Origin of the sequence: Amycolatopsis sp. H20-H5, assembly GCF_035828755.1 — a bacterium.
Classification (GTDB): Bacteria; Actinomycetota; Actinomycetes; order Mycobacteriales; family Pseudonocardiaceae; genus Amycolatopsis.
In genome coordinates, this window is sequence record NZ_JAYMZS010000109.1 from 13,616 (window position 1) to 29,349 (window position 15,734).

Below are 15,734 nucleotides of genomic sequence, written 5' to 3' on the forward strand. Positions count from 1 at the left end.
TTGTCGTCACGTCCGCGTGGCGCGGCGGAACCGGCCGGCGAGCGCGAGCTGCTCACCGCCGGGGATGTCGCGCGCACCATCGCCCGAATGGCCCATCAGGTCATCGAGAAGACCGCACTCGGTGCGGGAACGGCCGAAAGTCCTGGGCCGCCCGTGTTGCTCGGCATTCCGACCAGGGGTACGCCACTGGCCGTCCGGCTCGCCGAGAAGGTCCACGAGTTCTCCGGGATCCGGCCACCGACCGGCGCTCTCGACGTCACCCTCTACCGCGACGACCTGCGCAGACGGCCCACCCGCGCCCTCGAGCAGACGCAGCTGCCCCCGTCGGGCATCGACGACCGGGTGGTGATCCTGGTCGACGACGTGCTGTTCTCCGGCCGGACCATCCGCGCCGCGCTCGACGCGCTGCGGGACCACGGCCGCCCCCGCGCCGTCCAGCTCGCCGTGCTGGTCGACCGCGGCCACCGTGAGCTGCCCATCCGCGCCGACTACGTGGGCAAGAACGTGCCCACCGCCCGTGCCGAGGGGGTTTCGGTCCTGCTGTCCGAAGTGGACGGCAGGGACGCGGTGCTGTTGCGCGCGCAGGCCGAAGGAGAAACCCCGTGAAGCACCTGCTCGCCACCGAAGGGCTCGATCCGGCGCTCGCCACGGCCGTGCTCGACACCGCCGACGAGCTCAAGCACACCCTGCTCGGCCGCGAGGTCCGCAAGCTGCCGACGTTGCGCGGCCGCACGGTGATCACCCTGTTCTACGAGAACTCGACCCGGACGAGGGTCTCGTTCGAGATCGCCGGCAAGTGGATGAGCGCCGACGTGATCAACGTTTCGGCGTCGAGTTCCTCGGTGAACAAGGGCGAGTCCCTGCGGGACACGGCGTTGACGCTGGCCGCCGCGGGCGCCGACTGCGTGATCGTGCGGCACCCGGCTTCCGGTGCCGCGCACCGGCTTTCGGGCTGGCTCGCCGAGGCAGGGACGGCCGTGGTCAACGCGGGTGACGGCACCCACGAACACCCCACCCAGGCGCTGCTCGACGCCGCGACCCTGCGGGAACGGCTCGGCGGCATCGAAGGCCGCCGGATCGCCATCGTGGGTGACGTCCTGCACAGCCGGGTCGCCCGGTCGAACATCCACCTGCTGGCCTCGCTCGGCGCGGAGGTCGTGCTCGTCGCCCCGCCGACACTGCTGCCGCCCGGGGTCGAGAGCCTGCCCGTGACAGTCTGTCACGAACTGGACGCGGAACTGCCCGCCGTGGACGCGGTGATGTTGCTCCGCGTGCAGGCCGAGCGGATGGTTGGCGGGTTCTTCCCCTCCGCTCGTGAGTACTCGATCGCGTACGGGCTCAACGAGAACCGTCTCAAGCTGATGCCCGAGCACGCCGTGGTGCTGCATCCCGGGCCGATGCTGCGGGGCATGGAGATCTCTTCGGCCGTCGCCGATTCCCCGGCGTCGGCCATCACCGAACAGGTCCGCAACGGCGTCCACGTCCGGATGGCGGTCCTGTACCACCTGCTTGCCGGAGAAGGAGAAGCTGCGTGACCGCGGTTCTGATCAAGGGCGCCAAGCTGTACGGCGAAGGCGATCCGGTCGATGTCCTGATCGAGAACGGCGTGCTCGCGCGCATCGGCACGGGCATCGAGGCCGCCGAGGCCGCCGAAGATACCGAGGTGATCGAGGCGGCGGGCCAGGTGCTGCTGCCCGGGTTCGTCGATCTGCACACCCACCTGCGGGAACCGGGCCGTGAGGACGCCGAGACCATCGCCACCGGGTCCGCCGCGGCGGCGCTGGGCGGCTACACCGCGGTGTTCGCCATGGCCAACACCGACCCGGTCGCCGACAACGCGGTGATCGTCGACCACGTGTGGCGGCGCGGGCAGGAGGTCGGCCTCGTCGACGTTCACCCGGTCGGGGCGGTCACGGTCGGCCTGAAGGGCGAGAAGCTCGCCGAGCTGGGCACGATGGCCAAGTCGCGGGCCCGGGTCCGGGTGTTCTCCGACGACGGCCTGTGCGTGGCGGACCCGCTGCTCATGCGCCGCGCGCTGGAGTACTCGACCGCGCTCGACGTCGTCATCGCGCAGCACGCCGAGGAGCCGAGGTTGACCGTCGGCGCGCAGGCGCACGAAGGTGAGCAGTCGGCTCGGCTCGGCTACACGGGCTGGCCCGCTTCGGCCGAGGAGTCCATCGTGGCCCGCGACTGCCTGCTCGCGAAGCACGCCGGAGCCCGGCTGCACGTGTGCCACGTGTCCACTTCGGGCACCACGGACATCCTGCGCTGGGCGAAGGACCGCGGCACGAAGGTCTCCGCCGAGGTCACCCCGCACCACCTGCTGCTCACCGACGAGCGGCTGTCGACCTACGACCCGATCAACAAGGTCAACCCGCCGTTGCGGACCGGCGGTGACGCCGAGAAGCTGCGTGCGGCGCTGGCGGAGGGCGTCATCGACTGCGTGGCCACCGACCACGCGCCACACGCCGTGCAGGACAAGGACTGCGAGTGGAGCGCGGCGAGGCCGGGCATGCTCGGCCTGCAGACCGCGCTGTCGATCGTGGCCGAGACCATGGTCAAGACCGGGCTGCTCGACTGGCGCGGCGTCGCGCGGGTGATGAGCGAGCGGCCCGCCGAGATCGGCAACCTGCCCGACCACGGGCGTCCGCTGGCCGAGGGGGAGCCAGCCAACCTGGCGCTGGTCGACCCCGACGCGGAGTGGACGGTGCGCGGCGCGGAGCTCGCGAGCATCGCGGGTAACACCCCGTACGAGGGAATGCGGCTGCCCGGCGTGGTGACCGCCACCGTGTTGCGCGGGCGCATCACGTCGCGGGAAGGGAAAATCCAGTAATGGAACGGCTCCTCCTGGTTCTCGCGATCGTCGTGTTCTTCCTGCTGTGCCTGGTGGCCATGCGGCGCGGCTGGAAGCGCAAGGCCCGCGTGCAGAGCGTCCGGGTGCCGCTGTTCCCGGAGATCCCCGCGGACCTCGGCGAACCCCTGCTGGCCGACTCCGGCCTGTACATCAGCACCACCAGCGCGGGCGACTGGCAGGACCGGATCGTCACCCGGGGTGCGGGGATCCGCACCAAGGCGAGCTGGCGGCTGCACGAAAGCGGTGTCGCGATCGAGCGCGCCGGCGGCCCGGACTTCTTCATCCCGGCCGAGGACATCACCGGCGCCCGCGCCTCCGGCCAGATCGCCGGCAAGGTGATGGGCAACGAAGGCCTGCTGATCATCACCTGGCTCGCCGGGCAAGTGCCGCTGGACACCGGTTTCCGCGGCGACCTCGACGTCTATCCACAGTGGATCGAGCGGTTGGCGCCCCAAGACCAGACCATCGACCCCGAACTCAAAGGAGGTGCCCAGTGAGCACCAACGGCACTAGGACACCCGCCGCGCTGGTTCTGGAGGACGGCCGGGTGTTCCGCGGCGCGGCTTACGGCGCGCGCGGCACCGCACTCGGCGAGGCCGTTTTCTGCACCGGGATGACCGGCTACCAGGAAACCCTGACCGACCCGTCGTACCACCGCCAGATCGTGGTGCAGACCGCGCCGCAGATCGGCAACACCGGCTGGAACGACGAGGACGACGAGTCGGCCCGCATCTGGGTCTCCGGCTACGTCGTCCGCGACCCCGCGCGCACCCCGTCGAACTGGCGCTCGAAGCGTTCGCTCGACGACGAGCTCGCGAACCAGGGCGTCGTCGGCATCTCGGAGATCGACACCCGCACGCTGACCCGCCACCTGCGCGAGCAGGGCGCGATGCGCGCCGGGGTCTTCTCCGGCGACGCGCTGCGGGCGGACGAGGACATGCTCGCCGAGGTCCGCGCAAGCCCCGCGATGAAGGGTGCCGACCTCGCGGGCGAGGTCAGCACGAAGCAGCCGTACGTCGTGGCGGCGCAGGGGGAGCGGCGCTTCCGGGTGGCCGCGCTCGACCTCGGGATCAAGTCGAACACCCCGCGCCAGCTGGCGGCGCGCGGCATCGAGGTCCACGTGCTGCCGTCGTCGAGCTCGCTCGAGGACCTGCTGGCGGTCGGGCCGGACGGGGTGTTCCTGTCCAACGGCCCCGGCGACCCGGCGACCACCGCGCACGCCACCGAGCTGACGAAAGCCGTGCTGCAGCGCGAAATCCCACTGTTCGGCATCTGTTTCGGCAACCAGATCCTCGGCCGCGCGCTGGGGCTCGGGACGTACAAGATGCGCTACGGCCACCGCGGCGTCAACATCCCGGTGATCGACGTCGCGACCGGCCGGGTCGCGATCACCGCGCAGAACCACGGGTTCGCCCTCGAAGGCGAGCCGGGCCAGACGTTCGAGTCGCCGTTCGGCGCCGCCCAGATCAGCCACTACTGCCCGAACGACAACACCGTCGAGGGCGTCCGCTGCTCCGACGTCCCGGCGTTCTCGGTGCAGTACCACCCCGAGGCGGCGGCCGGTCCGCACGACGCCGCCCCGCTGTTCGACGAGTTCGTCGGCTTGATGGAGAAGACCGCTGGGAAGGCCGGCTGATGCCAAGCGCACTGGCTCCACGGCCGTCCATCGAGCGGCTGGTAGTGCGGAATTATCGCGTGTTGCGGGACGTGAGCTTCGACAAGCTGACGCCTTTTACGGTGCTGTTCGGTCCCAACGGTAGTGGCAAGTCGACAGTCTTCGACGTTTTTGCCTTCCTGCATGAGGCCTTTACCACGAACCTTCGCCGGGCATGGGACGCGCGAGGGCGGATAAGTGAGATCCGCAGCCGGGGAAGCTCGGGTCCGGTGAGTTTCGAGATCAAGTACCGTGACCCGGAAACTCGGCGGCTCGTCACTTACCGGTTGGCGATCGACGAAGTGAACGGCTCACCGGTGGTCGTCGACGAGTTGCTGCGCTACACAACAGCACCGGGTCAAGGTCGACCGACGGAGATTCTGAAATTCTCGCGTGGGGTTGGCGAACTCTACGATGCAGCGCGGGCTGGAAAAACATCAGAACAGCTCGACAGCCCGGATCTGCTCGCTGTGAGCAGTCTGGGGCAACTCAGCCGGTTCCCCCAGGTCGCGGCGCTTCGGCGGTTCATCACCGGGTGGTATTTGTCCTACCTCAACATCGACAGCGTCAAGACTCAGCCCATGGCGGGTCCACAGGACAAGCTGTCGGTCGATGGGCACAACCTCGCGAACGTCGTTCAGTACTTGAGTGAGCAGCACCCTGAGCGGCTGAACCGGATCTTCGCAGTACTGGGCCGACGTGTCCCCAGCCTTGCCAAGGTCGACTCTGAGCAGATGCCGGACGGACGGCTGCTGCTCCGTCTGACCGACCGTCCGTTCGATGTTCCTGTGCTCGCCAGATTTGTTTCCGATGGCACGTTGAAGCTGCTGGCCTATCTGACAGTCTTGTTTGACCCAGATCCCGCACCCATCGTCGGCATTGAGGAGCCGGAGAACCAGCTTCATCCGAAATTGCTGTACCCGCTGGCGGAGGATGTCCGTGCCGCGTCGGAGCGCAGCCAGGTCTTGGTCACCACGCATTCCCCGTATTTCGCCGACGCGCTCTACCCGAAGGAGATGTGGGCGCTGTACCGCGACGAGAACGGCTTCACTCGTAATGTTCGGGCTTCGGAGATCAGAACGCTGATGGCGATGGTCGATGCGGGCGGCTTGCTAGGCAGTCTCTGGATGGAGGGCTACTTCGGTCTGGGTGATCCCCTTACCCGTTCGGGGCGTCCCAAGTGACCGAACCGATCAGCTTGGAGATCCTGGTGGAAGAACGGTCCGCGAAGCAGGCATTGGACATCTTGCTGCCAAGGATCGTGCCTGCTGTCCCGTTTGAAATCCGGGAATTCCAAGGTAAAGATATGCTGGTGAAAGAACTACCCCGCCGCTTCGCCGGTTACGCCGAACGGATGAGGTGGGAACGGCTCAAGGTCGTGGTAGTCGTCGACCGTGATGACGATGACTGCAAGGATCTCAAACGCCGGCTGGAGGGCCTTGCTGAGAAAGCCGGTTTGTCCACGACCGCCTCGGTGGCGCGGCAGGTGCTCACCCGGATCGTGATCGAAGAACTCGAATCCTGGTTCTTCGGTGACGTGTCGGCTTTGCGGCAGGCGTATCCCCGTATCCCGTCCAGTCTGGGCAACCAGGCGAAGTATCGCGATCCTGACGGTATCGGTGGTGGCACCTGGGAAGCGCTCGCGCGCTTGCTGGCGAAGCACGGTTACCACAAACCTGGTCTCGCCAAGCTCCAGCTAGCCAAGGACGTGGCTACCCACATGGATATCGAGAACAATCGTTCGCAGAGTTTTCAGGTCTTCCGCGACGGAGTGCGGCGCCTGGTGAGTGAGGAAAGCTAATGCCCAAGAGGACTGACATCTCCCACGTGCTCGTCATCGGGTCCGGCCCGATCGTGATCGGCCAAGCCGCGGAGTTCGACTACTCCGGCACCCAGGCGTGCCGCGTGCTGCGCGAAGAAGGCCTGCGCGTCAGCCTGGTGAACTCCAACCCGGCCACGATCATGACCGACCCGGAGTTCGCCGACGCCACCTACATCGAGCCGGTCACGCCGGACTTCGTCGAGAAGGTCATCGCGGCCGAAAAAGCGCTGGGACGGCCCGTCGACACCATTCTCGCCACGCTCGGCGGGCAGACCGCGCTGAACTGCGCTGTCGCCTTGCACGAGCGCGGGGTGCTCGACAAGTACGGGGTCGAGCTGATCGGCGCGGACATCGACGCCATCCAGCGCGGCGAGGACCGGCAGAAGTTCAAGAACATCGTCGCCGACGTCGGGGCGCAGACGCCCCGCAGCGCGGTGTGCAACTCCATGGCGGAGGTCCGCGCGACGGTGGCCGACCTCGGCCTCCCGGTCGTCATCCGGCCGTCGTTCACTATGGGGGGCTTGGGTTCCGGCCTGGCTTACACGCCCGAGCAGCTCGAGCGGCTCGCGTCGACCGGGCTCGACGAGTCGCCGGTCACCGAGGTGCTCATCGAGGAGAGCGTGCTCGGCTGGAAGGAGTACGAGCTCGAGCTGATGCGCGACAAGAACGACAACGTCGTGGTCGTCTGCTCGATCGAGAACATCGACGCGATGGGCGTGCACACCGGCGACTCGGTGACCGTCGCGCCGACGATGACGCTGACCGACCGTGAGTACCAGGTCATGCGCGACGTCGGCATCGACGTGCTGCGCGCGGTCGGCGTCGACACCGGCGGCTGCAACATCCAGTTCGCGATCAACCCGGCCGACGGCCGGATGGTCGTCATCGAGATGAACCCCCGCGTCTCGCGCTCGTCCGCGCTGGCGTCGAAGGCCACCGGGTTCCCGATCGCCAAGATCGCCGCGAAGCTCGCCATCGGCTACACGCTCGACGAGATCACCAACGACATCACCCGCGAGACCCCGGCCGCGTTCGAGCCGGCGCTCGACTACGTCGTCGTCAAGATGCCGCGGTTCGCCTTCGAGAAGTTCCCCGGCGCGGACCCGACGCTGACCACGACGATGAAGAGCGTCGGCGAGGCCATGTCGTTCGGCCGCAGTTTCCCCGAGGCGCTCGGCAAGGTGATGCGGTCGATCGAGACCAAGGCCAGCGGGTTCTGGACGCTGCCGGACCCCGAGGGCGCCTCGCTGGAGTCGTCGCTCGAGTCGCTGCGGGTGCCGAAGGAAGGCCGCTTGTACGAGGTCGAGCGGGCGCTGCGGTTCGGCGCGACGGTCGAGCAGGTGCACGAGGCCAGCGGCATCGACCCGTGGTTCATCGACCAGGTCGCGCTGATCGGCGAGGTCGGGGCGGAGGTCAGCGACGCCCCGGTGCTCGACGGCGGCCTGCTGCGCCGCGCGAAGCGGACCGGCCTGTCCGACCGTCAGATCGCGGCGCTGCGGCCCGAGCTGGCGGGGGAGGACGGCGTCCGCACGCTGCGCCACCGCCTCGGCGTCCGCCCGGTCTACAAGACTGTGGACACCTGCGCGGCCGAGTTCGCGGCCAACACGCCTTACCACTACTCGGCCTACGAGACCGACCCCGGCGCCGAGTCCGAGGTCGCTCCCCAGACCGAGAAGCCGAAGGTGCTGATCCTCGGCTCCGGGCCGAACCGCATCGGGCAGGGCATCGAGTTCGACTACTCGTGCGTCCACGCCGCGATCGCGCTGCGCGAGGCCGGGTTCGAGGCCGTGATGGTCAACTGCAACCCCGAGACCGTCTCGACCGACTACGACACCTCGGACCGGCTGTACTTCGAGCCGCTGGCCTTCGAGGACGTCCTCGAGGTCGTGCACGCGGAGCAGCAGTCCGGCACGGTCGCCGGGGTCATCGTGCAGCTCGGCGGGCAGACGCCGCTGAGCCTGGCGCAGCGGCTCTCCGACGCGGGGGTGCCGGTCGTCGGCACCACGCCCGAGGCGATCAACCTGGCCGAGGACCGCGGCGCGTTCGGCGAGGTCCTCACCGACGCCGGGCTGCCCGCGCCGCGCTACGGCACGGCGACCTCGTTCGAGGGCGCCAAGCGCATCGCCGACGAGATCGGCTACCCGGTCCTCGTGCGGCCCTCCTACGTGCTCGGCGGGCGCGGCATGGAGATCGTCTACGACGAGCAGACCCTCGCCGGGTACATCAAGCGGGCCACCGAGGTCTCGCCGGAGCACCCGGTGCTGGTCGACCGGTTCCTCGACGACGCCATCGAGATCGACGTCGACGCGCTCTACGACGGCGAGGACCTCTACCTCGGCGGTGTGATGGAACACATCGAGGAGGCCGGGATCCACTCCGGCGACTCCTCGTGCGCGCTGCCGCCGATCACGCTGGGCCAGACCGACCTGCAGGCCGTCCGCCGCTCCACCGAGGCCATCGCGCGCGGGGTCGGGGTGCGCGGGCTGCTCAACGTCCAGTACGCGCTCAAGGACGACGTGCTCTACGTCCTGGAGGCCAACCCCCGGGCGTCGCGGACCATCCCGTTCGTGTCGAAGGCCACGGCGGTGCCGCTGGCGAAGGCCGCGGCGCTGATCATGACCGGGTCGTCGATCAAGGACCTCCGCGCGTCGGGCGTGCTCCCGGCCGAAGGGGACGGCGGCGAGCTGCCCGCCGACTCGCCGGTCGCGGTCAAGGAGGCCGTGCTGCCGTTCCACCGCTTCCGCACCCCGGAAGGCCACGGCGTCGACTCGCTGCTCGGGCCGGAGATGAAGTCCACCGGCGAGGTGATGGGCGTCGATGTGTCCTTCGGTAAGGCGTTCGCCAAGTCGCAGGCCGGTGCGTACGGCTCGCTGCCGGTCTCGGGCAAGGTGTTCGTCTCGGTCGCGAATCGCGACAAGCGCTCGCTGGTGTTCCCGGTGAAGCGCCTGGCGGACCTCGGGTTCGACATCCTCGCCACCTCCGGCACCGCGGAAGTGTTGCGGCGCAACGGAATCGCCTGCACGGTCGTGCGCAAGCACTACCAGGGCAGCACCGAGGCGGAGCCGAACATCGTCGACCTGATCCTCGCGGGCGGGGTCGACATGGTGATCAACACCCCGTACGGCAACAGCGGCCCGCGCATCGACGGCTACGAGATCCGGACGGCGGCGGTGTCCCGCGACATCCCGTGCATCACCACCATCCAGGGCGCGGGCGCGGCCGTGCACGGCATCGAGGCGCTCATCCGCGGTGACATCGGCGTCAAGTCCCTGCAGGAGCTCCAAGCTGCCCTGCGCGCCAAATCCTGACCCGACTGTCGTGACTGCCCCTGAAGGCCACCATCACGGCGTTAAACGCCGTGAGGCCCGTCGCCGACGAGGCGACGGGCCTTTGAAAACACAGTGGCCTTCAGGGGCATCTAGGCCCGGAAGGGGCTGAGCTGAAGTGAGTGAACGGTTCGGGGCGAGGCTGGCGAAGGCGATCGCGGCCAGGGGCCCGTTGTGCGCGGGGATCGACCCGCATCCCGGGTTGATCGAGGCCTGGGGCCTGCCGGTCGACGCCTCGGGGCTGGAGAAGTTCGCGCTGACGGCGGTGGAGGGCATCGCGGGCGAAGTCGCGATCGTCAAGCCGCAGTCGGCGTTCTTCGAGGCGTTCGGTGCCGCTGGGGTGGCCGTGCTGGAGAAGGTCATCGAAGGCGTCAAAGCCGCCGGGGCACTGGTGCTGCTGGATGTCAAGCGTGGCGACATCGGCTCGACGATGGCGGCCTACACCGCGGCTTACCTGGCCGATGGGGCCGCGCTGGAGGCCGATGCGATCACGGTGTCGCCCTACCTCGGGTTCGGCTCGCTGGAGCCCGCGCTGGCGGCCGCGCGCACCGGTGGCAAGGGCCTGATCGTGCTCGCGCGAACGTCCAATCCGGAGGCTCACGCATTGCAGAACGCGTTGCTGCCCAACGGAAAGACCGTGGCGCAGGACATAGTGGACGCTGCGGCCGCGTGCAACGGATGCGCCGAACCACTCGGTGACATCGGGGTGGTCGTCGGCGCCACGATCGGCCGTGGAGAGCTCGATCTGAGCCGGTTGAACGGTCCGGTGCTGGCGCCCGGTTTCGGCGCCCAGGGGGCGACCGCGGCCGATCTGCGGGCCCTTTTCGGCGCCTCGCTGCCGGGCGTGCTCCCGGCGTCCTCACGCGACATCCTCAAGCACGGACCGGACGTGGAAGCCTTGCGTACCGCCGTTCGGCGTACTGCGGAATCGCTCAACGCCCCGAAGGGCCTCAACTCCCTGGAAAACGGCCAATAGCAGGCCCCGCAAACAGCCGTTATCAGCCACCCCCGCATTGTGGCCGGAGGTCACGGGTGGGTACCGTCGCGTCACCCACCCAGATTTGAGAACTACCGGAGGAAAACGTGGCACTTCCCCAGCTGACAGAGGAACAGCGCGCTGCGGCGTTGGTGAAGGCCGCCGCCGCCCGCCGCATCCGTGCTGAACTGAAGGAGCGGCTGAAGCGGGGCGGTACCACTCTGGTCGACGTGCTGAAGCAGGCCGAGGAGAACGAGGTCCTCGGCAAGATGAAGGTGTCGGCTCTGCTCGAGGCCCTTCCGGGCGTCGGCAAGGTTCGCGCCCAGCAGACCATGGAGAAGCTGGAGATCGCTCCCAGCCGCAGGCTCCGCGGCCTCGGTGACCGGCAGCGCAAGGCGCTGCTCGCCGAGTTCAGCGCGGAGTGAGCGGCTTCGGTCACGACGGCCGGGTGATCCCGGGCGCTGACCGCGACAGTGAGCCGGTGACGGGGATTGACCCCCGGCACCGGCTCACGGTCGTATCGGGGCCGTCGGGTGTCGGGAAGTCGAGCGTGGTGGGGGAGCTGCGCAAGCTCGAACCGGACATCTACTTCAGTGTTTCGGTGACGACCAGGAAGCCGCGGCCCGGCGAGGTCGACGGGCACCACTACCACTTCATCGACCGGGCCGAGTTCGACGCCATGGTCGCCGACGGTCGCCTGCTGGAGCACGCCGAGTTCACCGGCAACTGCTACGGCACGCCGCGGGAGCCCGTGGAGCGCGCGCTGGCCGACGGCAGGCACGCGATCCTGGAGATCGAACTGCAGGGCGCGCGCCAGGTGCGCGTGGCGATGCCGACGGCCCGGCTGGTCATGCTGATGCCGCCGTCGTGGGACGAACTGGTCGGGCGGCTCACCGGCCGCGGCACCGAGAACGAGGCCGCGGTGCTCGCGCGGCTGGCGGAAGCGGAGCGTGAGCTCGCCGCCGCCGGGGAGTTCGACGAACGCCTGGTGAACGCCGACGTGCGTACCGCCGCTGAGCAGTTGCTAGACTTGATAACTGGCGGCACCGAAATTCACAAAATTTCTGATATGGAGCATCACGAGTGACTGTTCAGTTGGGCACGCTGGGTATCCAGGAAGAGCTCGAAGGCATCACCAACCCGCCCATCGACGACCTGCTCGAGAAGGTCAGCTCCAAGTACGCCCTGGCGATCTACGCGGCCAAGCGCGCGCGTCAGATCAACGACTACTACGCCCAGCTGGGCGAGGGTCTGCTGGAGTACGTCGGCCCGCTCGTCGAGCCGGGCCCGCGCGAGAAGCCGCTGTCGATCGCCCTGCGCGAGATCCACGGTGGACTCCTTGAGCACACCGAAGGCGAGTAACTGCGCCACGCGGGTGGCGGCACCCGAGGCGGCCACAAGGCGCGGCACGGCCGAAGGCCACGCTAGCTCGGCGGTAGGGCGTTGACCACCGTGAGTGACGCTGGGTCGTCGCGGCGCCCTGGTGACGAGATCGCGGTCCCGCGCGAGCTCGCCGAAAACGCGGCGAACAAGCCCAAGGTCGTCCTGGGCGTGGGCGGCGGGATCGCCGCCTACAAGGCCTGTGAAGTGCTGCGCGGACTGACCGAAAGCGGTCATGACGTCCGTGTGGTGCCCACGGAGGCCGCGTTGAACTTCGTCGGCGCGGCCACCTTCGAGGCACTGTCCGGGCACCCGGTGCACACCGGTGTGTTCACGGAAGTGCCCGAAGTGCAGCACGTGCGCGTCGGCAAGGGGGCCGACCTGGTCCTGGTGGTCCCGGCGACGGCGAACCTGCTGGCCAAGGCCGCGCACGGCCTCGCGGACGACCTGCTGACGAACACCCTGCTCACCGCCCGGTGCCCGGTCGCCTTCTTCCCGGCGATGCACACGGAGATGTGGGAGCATCCCGCGACCCGCGACAACGTGGCGCTGCTGCGCTCGCGCGGGCTGGTCGTCACCGAGCCCGCCGCGGGCAGGCTGACCGGCAAGGACACCGGCAAGGGACGCCTCGCCGACCCCCGCGAGATCGTCGACCTGGCCCGCTTGCTGCTCGCCGCGCCGGATTCGCTCCCGCGAGACCTCGAGGGCCGCCGCGTCGTCATCTCCGCCGGTGGCACCCGCGAGCCGCTCGACCCCGTCCGCTACCTGGGCAACCGCTCCTCCGGCAAGCAGGGCTACGCGCTGGCCAGGGTCGCCGTGCACCGCGGCGCCGAGGTCACGCTGATCGCCGCGCACACCGTCGAGCTGCCGGACCCCGCGGGCGCCTCGGTCACCCACGTGTCCACCGCGCAGGAGCTGCGCGAAGCCGTGCACGCCGCGGCCGTGGACGCCGACGTCGTCGTGATGGCCGCCGCGGTGGCCGACTTCCGCCCGGCAGGCGTGGCCCCGCACAAGATCAAGAAGTCCGACGACCAGCCGGACCCGGTCATCACCCTGGACCGCAACGCCGACATCCTCACCGAGCTGGTCCGCGACCGGCGCCCCGGCCAGCTCATCGTGGGCTTCGCCGCGGAGACCGGGGACGAGCACGGCAGCGTCCTGGACCACGCGCGGGCCAAGCTCAAGCGCAAGGGCGCCGATCTGCTGGTCGTCAACGCGGTCGGCGACGGCAAGGCGTTCGAGGTCGAGGACAACTCGGGCTGGCTGCTCGGCACGGACGGGACCGAGACCCCTATACCCCTGGGCGCGAAAGCGCAACTTGCCGCCGCCGTGTGGGATGAAGTTGCAGCTTTGTCCCAGGATTGAGCAGTTCTCCAGCGGGGTAACGGTACGCTGGCTCGGTACGATTAAGGGGAACCTAAGCCCCGAGAACGAGGAAGTGAGCGAGAGCCGTGACCGCGTCCACCAGCAGGTTGTTCACCTCCGAGTCCGTGACCGAGGGTCACCCGGACAAGATTTGCGACGCGATCAGTGATTCCATCCTGGATGGCCTGCTCGCCAAGGATCCGCGAAGCCGTGTCGCGGTGGAGACCCTCATCACCACCGGCCAGGTCCACGTCGCCGGAGAGGTGACGACCGAGGCCTACGCCGACATCCCGACCATCGTGCGTGAAGTGATCCTGCGCATCGGCTACGACTCCTCCGCGAAGGGGTTCGACGGCAACTCGTGCGGTGTGAACGTCGCCATCGGTTCCCAGTCGCCCGACATCGCGCAGGGCGTCGACACCGCCTACGAGTCCCGCGTCGAGTCCGACGACGACGAGATCAACCGGCAGGGCGCCGGCGACCAGGGCCTGATGTTCGGCTACGCGTGCTCCGACACGCCCGAGCTGATGCCGCTGCCGATCGCGCTGGCCCACCGTCTTTCGCAGCGCCTGACCAGGGTCCGCAAGGACGGCGTCCTGCCGTACCTGCGCCCGGACGGCAAGACCCAGGTCACCATCGCCTACGACGGTGACCAGCCGGTCCGCCTCGACACCGTCGTCGTCTCGACCCAGCACGCCGACGGCATCGACCTGGACAAGATGCTCGGCGTCGACGTCCGTGAGCACGTGGTGCTGCCGGAGATCGCCGAACTGGGCATCGACACCTCCAACGTGCGGCTGCTGGTCAACCCGACCGGCCGTTTCGTCATCGGCGGCCCGATGGGCGACGCCGGGCTGACCGGCCGCAAGATCATCGTCGACACCTACGGCGGCATGGCCCGCCACGGTGGCGGCGCGTTCTCCGGCAAGGATCCGTCCAAGGTGGACCGTTCGGCCGCGTACGCGATGCGCTGGGTGGCGAAGAACATCGTCGCCGCCGGGCTGGCCACCCGCACCGAGGTCCAGGTCGCCTACGCGATCGGCAAGGCGGCCCCGGTCGGCCTGTTCGTCGAGACGTTCGGCACCGAGACGGTGGATCCGGCGAAGATCCAGGCCGCCATCTCCAAGGTGTTCGACCTGCGTCCCGCCGCGATCATCCGCGACCTCGACCTGCTCCGCCCGATCTACGCGCCGACCTCGGCGTACGGCCACTTCGGCCGGCCGGAGCTGGACCTGCCGTGGGAGAGCACCTCCCGCGCGGCCGACCTGAAGTCCGCCGCCGGCGCCTGACCCCGACTGCCCCTGAAGGCCACTGTCTCTTCTCAGGCCCGTCGCCTCGCCCCTGAAGGCCACCTTCACGGCGTAAAACGCCGTGAAGGGGGCCTTCAGGGGCGTCTAGGGCGGCGGACCGTCGGACGGGTCTGGTAGAGATCTCGGTGTGAGCAGCTCCGAGCCGAACCCGCTGTGGGACCTTCCGGAGCCTTCGCGCGCCGAACCGGAGCGCAAGGCCAAGCCGGTCGATCCCGCGCGCGCCAAGGCCGCCGCGGCGAAGGCCCAGGCGGCGCAACGGCGCGGGGCGTTGCGCCCCGCGCCGGAGAATCCCGTCGCGAAGATCGTCGTCGACATCCCGCTCACCCACCTGGACCGCACGTTCGACTATCAGGTCCCGGAGAAGTTGCACGAAACGGCGGTGCCCGGCTGCCGGGTCCGGGTGCGGTTCGCCGGGCAGCTCGTCGACGGTTTTCTGCTGGAGCGCACGGAAACCACCGACTACGAGCGCAAACTGGCGTTCCTGGAACGGGTCACCTCCAGCGAGCCGGTGCTGACCCCGGCGCTGGCCGCGTTGTGCCGCTCGGTGGCCGATCGCTACGGCGGCACGCTCAGCGACGTGCTGCGCCTGGCCCTGCCGCCCCGGCACGCCAAGGTCGAGGGCGAGCCCGCCGCCGAGCCCGCGCCGCCGCCCCCGCCGCCGGACACCGCGGCCTGGTCGAAATACCAGCTCGGGCCCGCGTTCCTCGAGGCGGTGGCCGAGGGCAAGCCCGCCAACGCCGTCTGGCAGGCGCTCCCGGGTGAAGACTGGCCCCGCAGGCTCGCCGAAGCGGCCGCGACAGCCGCGGCGGCCGGTCGCGGCGCGGTCCTCGTGGTGCCGGACCACCGCGACCTGGACAGGGTGCACTCGGCGTGCGCCGAGCTGATCGGGCCCGACGGGGTCGTCGCGCTGATCGCCGGCCTCGGCCCGGCCGAGCGGTACCGGCGCTGGCTCGCGGTGCTCCGCGGCACTGTGCGCGTGGTGGTCGGCACCAGGGCGGCGATGTTCGCGCCCGTCGCCGACCCCGGCCTTTTCGTGGTCTGGGACGA

Annotated in this window: 14 protein-coding genes and 1 pseudogene; all 15 read left to right on the forward strand. The window is 69.3% G+C overall.

The window, feature by feature from the left end; all coding sequences use genetic code 11:
- Entirely contained in the window at nt 1-606 is a 606-nt protein-coding gene (gene pyrR / locus QMK34_RS37705) for a bifunctional pyr operon transcriptional regulator/uracil phosphoribosyltransferase PyrR (protein ID WP_326419554.1), read from the forward strand.
- Complete coding sequence (locus QMK34_RS37710; RefSeq protein WP_326419555.1) at nt 603-1,535, forward strand: aspartate carbamoyltransferase catalytic subunit; 933 nt, start codon at nt 603-605, stop codon at nt 1,533-1,535. Before pyrR ends, QMK34_RS37710 begins: the two co-directional genes overlap by 4 nt.
- Nucleotides 1,532-2,833, forward strand: a complete 1,302-nt coding sequence (locus QMK34_RS37715; protein WP_326419556.1) for a dihydroorotase — start codon at nt 1,532-1,534, stop codon at nt 2,831-2,833. Before QMK34_RS37710 ends, QMK34_RS37715 begins: the two co-directional genes overlap by 4 nt.
- Nucleotides 2,833-3,351, forward strand: a complete 519-nt coding sequence (locus tag QMK34_RS37720) for a PH-like domain-containing protein (protein ID WP_326419557.1) — start codon at nt 2,833-2,835, stop codon at nt 3,349-3,351. Before QMK34_RS37715 ends, QMK34_RS37720 begins: the two co-directional genes overlap by 1 nt.
- Nucleotides 3,348-4,490: a glutamine-hydrolyzing carbamoyl-phosphate synthase small subunit gene (gene carA, locus QMK34_RS37725; RefSeq protein WP_326419558.1), complete on the forward strand. Its 1,143-nt coding sequence runs from the start codon at nt 3,348-3,350 to the stop codon at nt 4,488-4,490. Before QMK34_RS37720 ends, carA begins: the two co-directional genes overlap by 4 nt.
- On the forward strand, nt 4,490-5,692 hold the full coding sequence (locus tag QMK34_RS37730) for an AAA family ATPase (protein ID WP_326419559.1): 1,203 nt from the start codon (nt 4,490-4,492) through the stop codon (nt 5,690-5,692). The genes carA and QMK34_RS37730 overlap by 1 nt, the downstream gene beginning before the upstream one ends.
- A complete protein-coding gene (locus QMK34_RS37735) occupies nt 5,689-6,309 on the forward strand; it encodes a DUF4276 family protein (protein ID WP_326419561.1) in 621 nt (206 codons plus the stop codon). The genes QMK34_RS37730 and QMK34_RS37735 overlap by 4 nt, the downstream gene beginning before the upstream one ends.
- On the forward strand, nt 6,309-9,638 hold the full coding sequence (carB, locus tag QMK34_RS37740) for a carbamoyl-phosphate synthase large subunit (RefSeq protein ID WP_326419562.1): 3,330 nt from the start codon (nt 6,309-6,311) through the stop codon (nt 9,636-9,638). Before QMK34_RS37735 ends, carB begins: the two co-directional genes overlap by 1 nt.
- A gap of 136 nt (nt 9,639-9,774) precedes the next feature.
- Entirely contained in the window at nt 9,775-10,632 is an 858-nt protein-coding gene (gene pyrF / locus QMK34_RS37745) for an orotidine-5'-phosphate decarboxylase (protein ID WP_326419563.1), read from the forward strand.
- Between the two features lie 107 nt (nt 10,633-10,739).
- Nucleotides 10,740-11,057, forward strand: a complete 318-nt coding sequence (gene mihF / locus QMK34_RS37750) for an integration host factor, actinobacterial type (protein ID WP_326419564.1) — start codon at nt 10,740-10,742, stop codon at nt 11,055-11,057.
- Nucleotides 11,054-11,719, forward strand: coding sequence for a guanylate kinase (gene gmk, locus QMK34_RS37755; RefSeq protein ID WP_442785304.1), 666 nt, complete (start codon nt 11,054-11,056; stop codon nt 11,717-11,719). The genes mihF and gmk overlap by 4 nt, the downstream gene beginning before the upstream one ends.
- A complete protein-coding gene (rpoZ, locus tag QMK34_RS37760) occupies nt 11,716-11,994 on the forward strand; it encodes a DNA-directed RNA polymerase subunit omega (protein ID WP_326419565.1) in 279 nt (92 codons plus the stop codon). Before gmk ends, rpoZ begins: the two co-directional genes overlap by 4 nt.
- Before the next feature lie 129 nt (nt 11,995-12,123).
- A complete protein-coding gene (coaBC, locus tag QMK34_RS37765) occupies nt 12,124-13,377 on the forward strand; it encodes a bifunctional phosphopantothenoylcysteine decarboxylase/phosphopantothenate--cysteine ligase CoaBC (protein ID WP_326419570.1) in 1,254 nt (417 codons plus the stop codon).
- Nucleotides 13,378-13,463: 86 nt separating this feature from the next.
- Nucleotides 13,464-14,666 carry a methionine adenosyltransferase gene (gene metK / locus QMK34_RS37770; protein ID WP_326419566.1) on the forward strand — a complete coding sequence of 401 codons (1,203 nt, stop codon included), beginning with the start codon at nt 13,464-13,466 and terminating at the stop codon, nt 14,664-14,666.
- A 148-nt stretch (nt 14,667-14,814) separates the two neighbouring features.
- A pseudogene (locus QMK34_RS37775) lies at nt 14,815-15,734 on the forward strand (primosome assembly protein PriA); the annotation flags it as partial.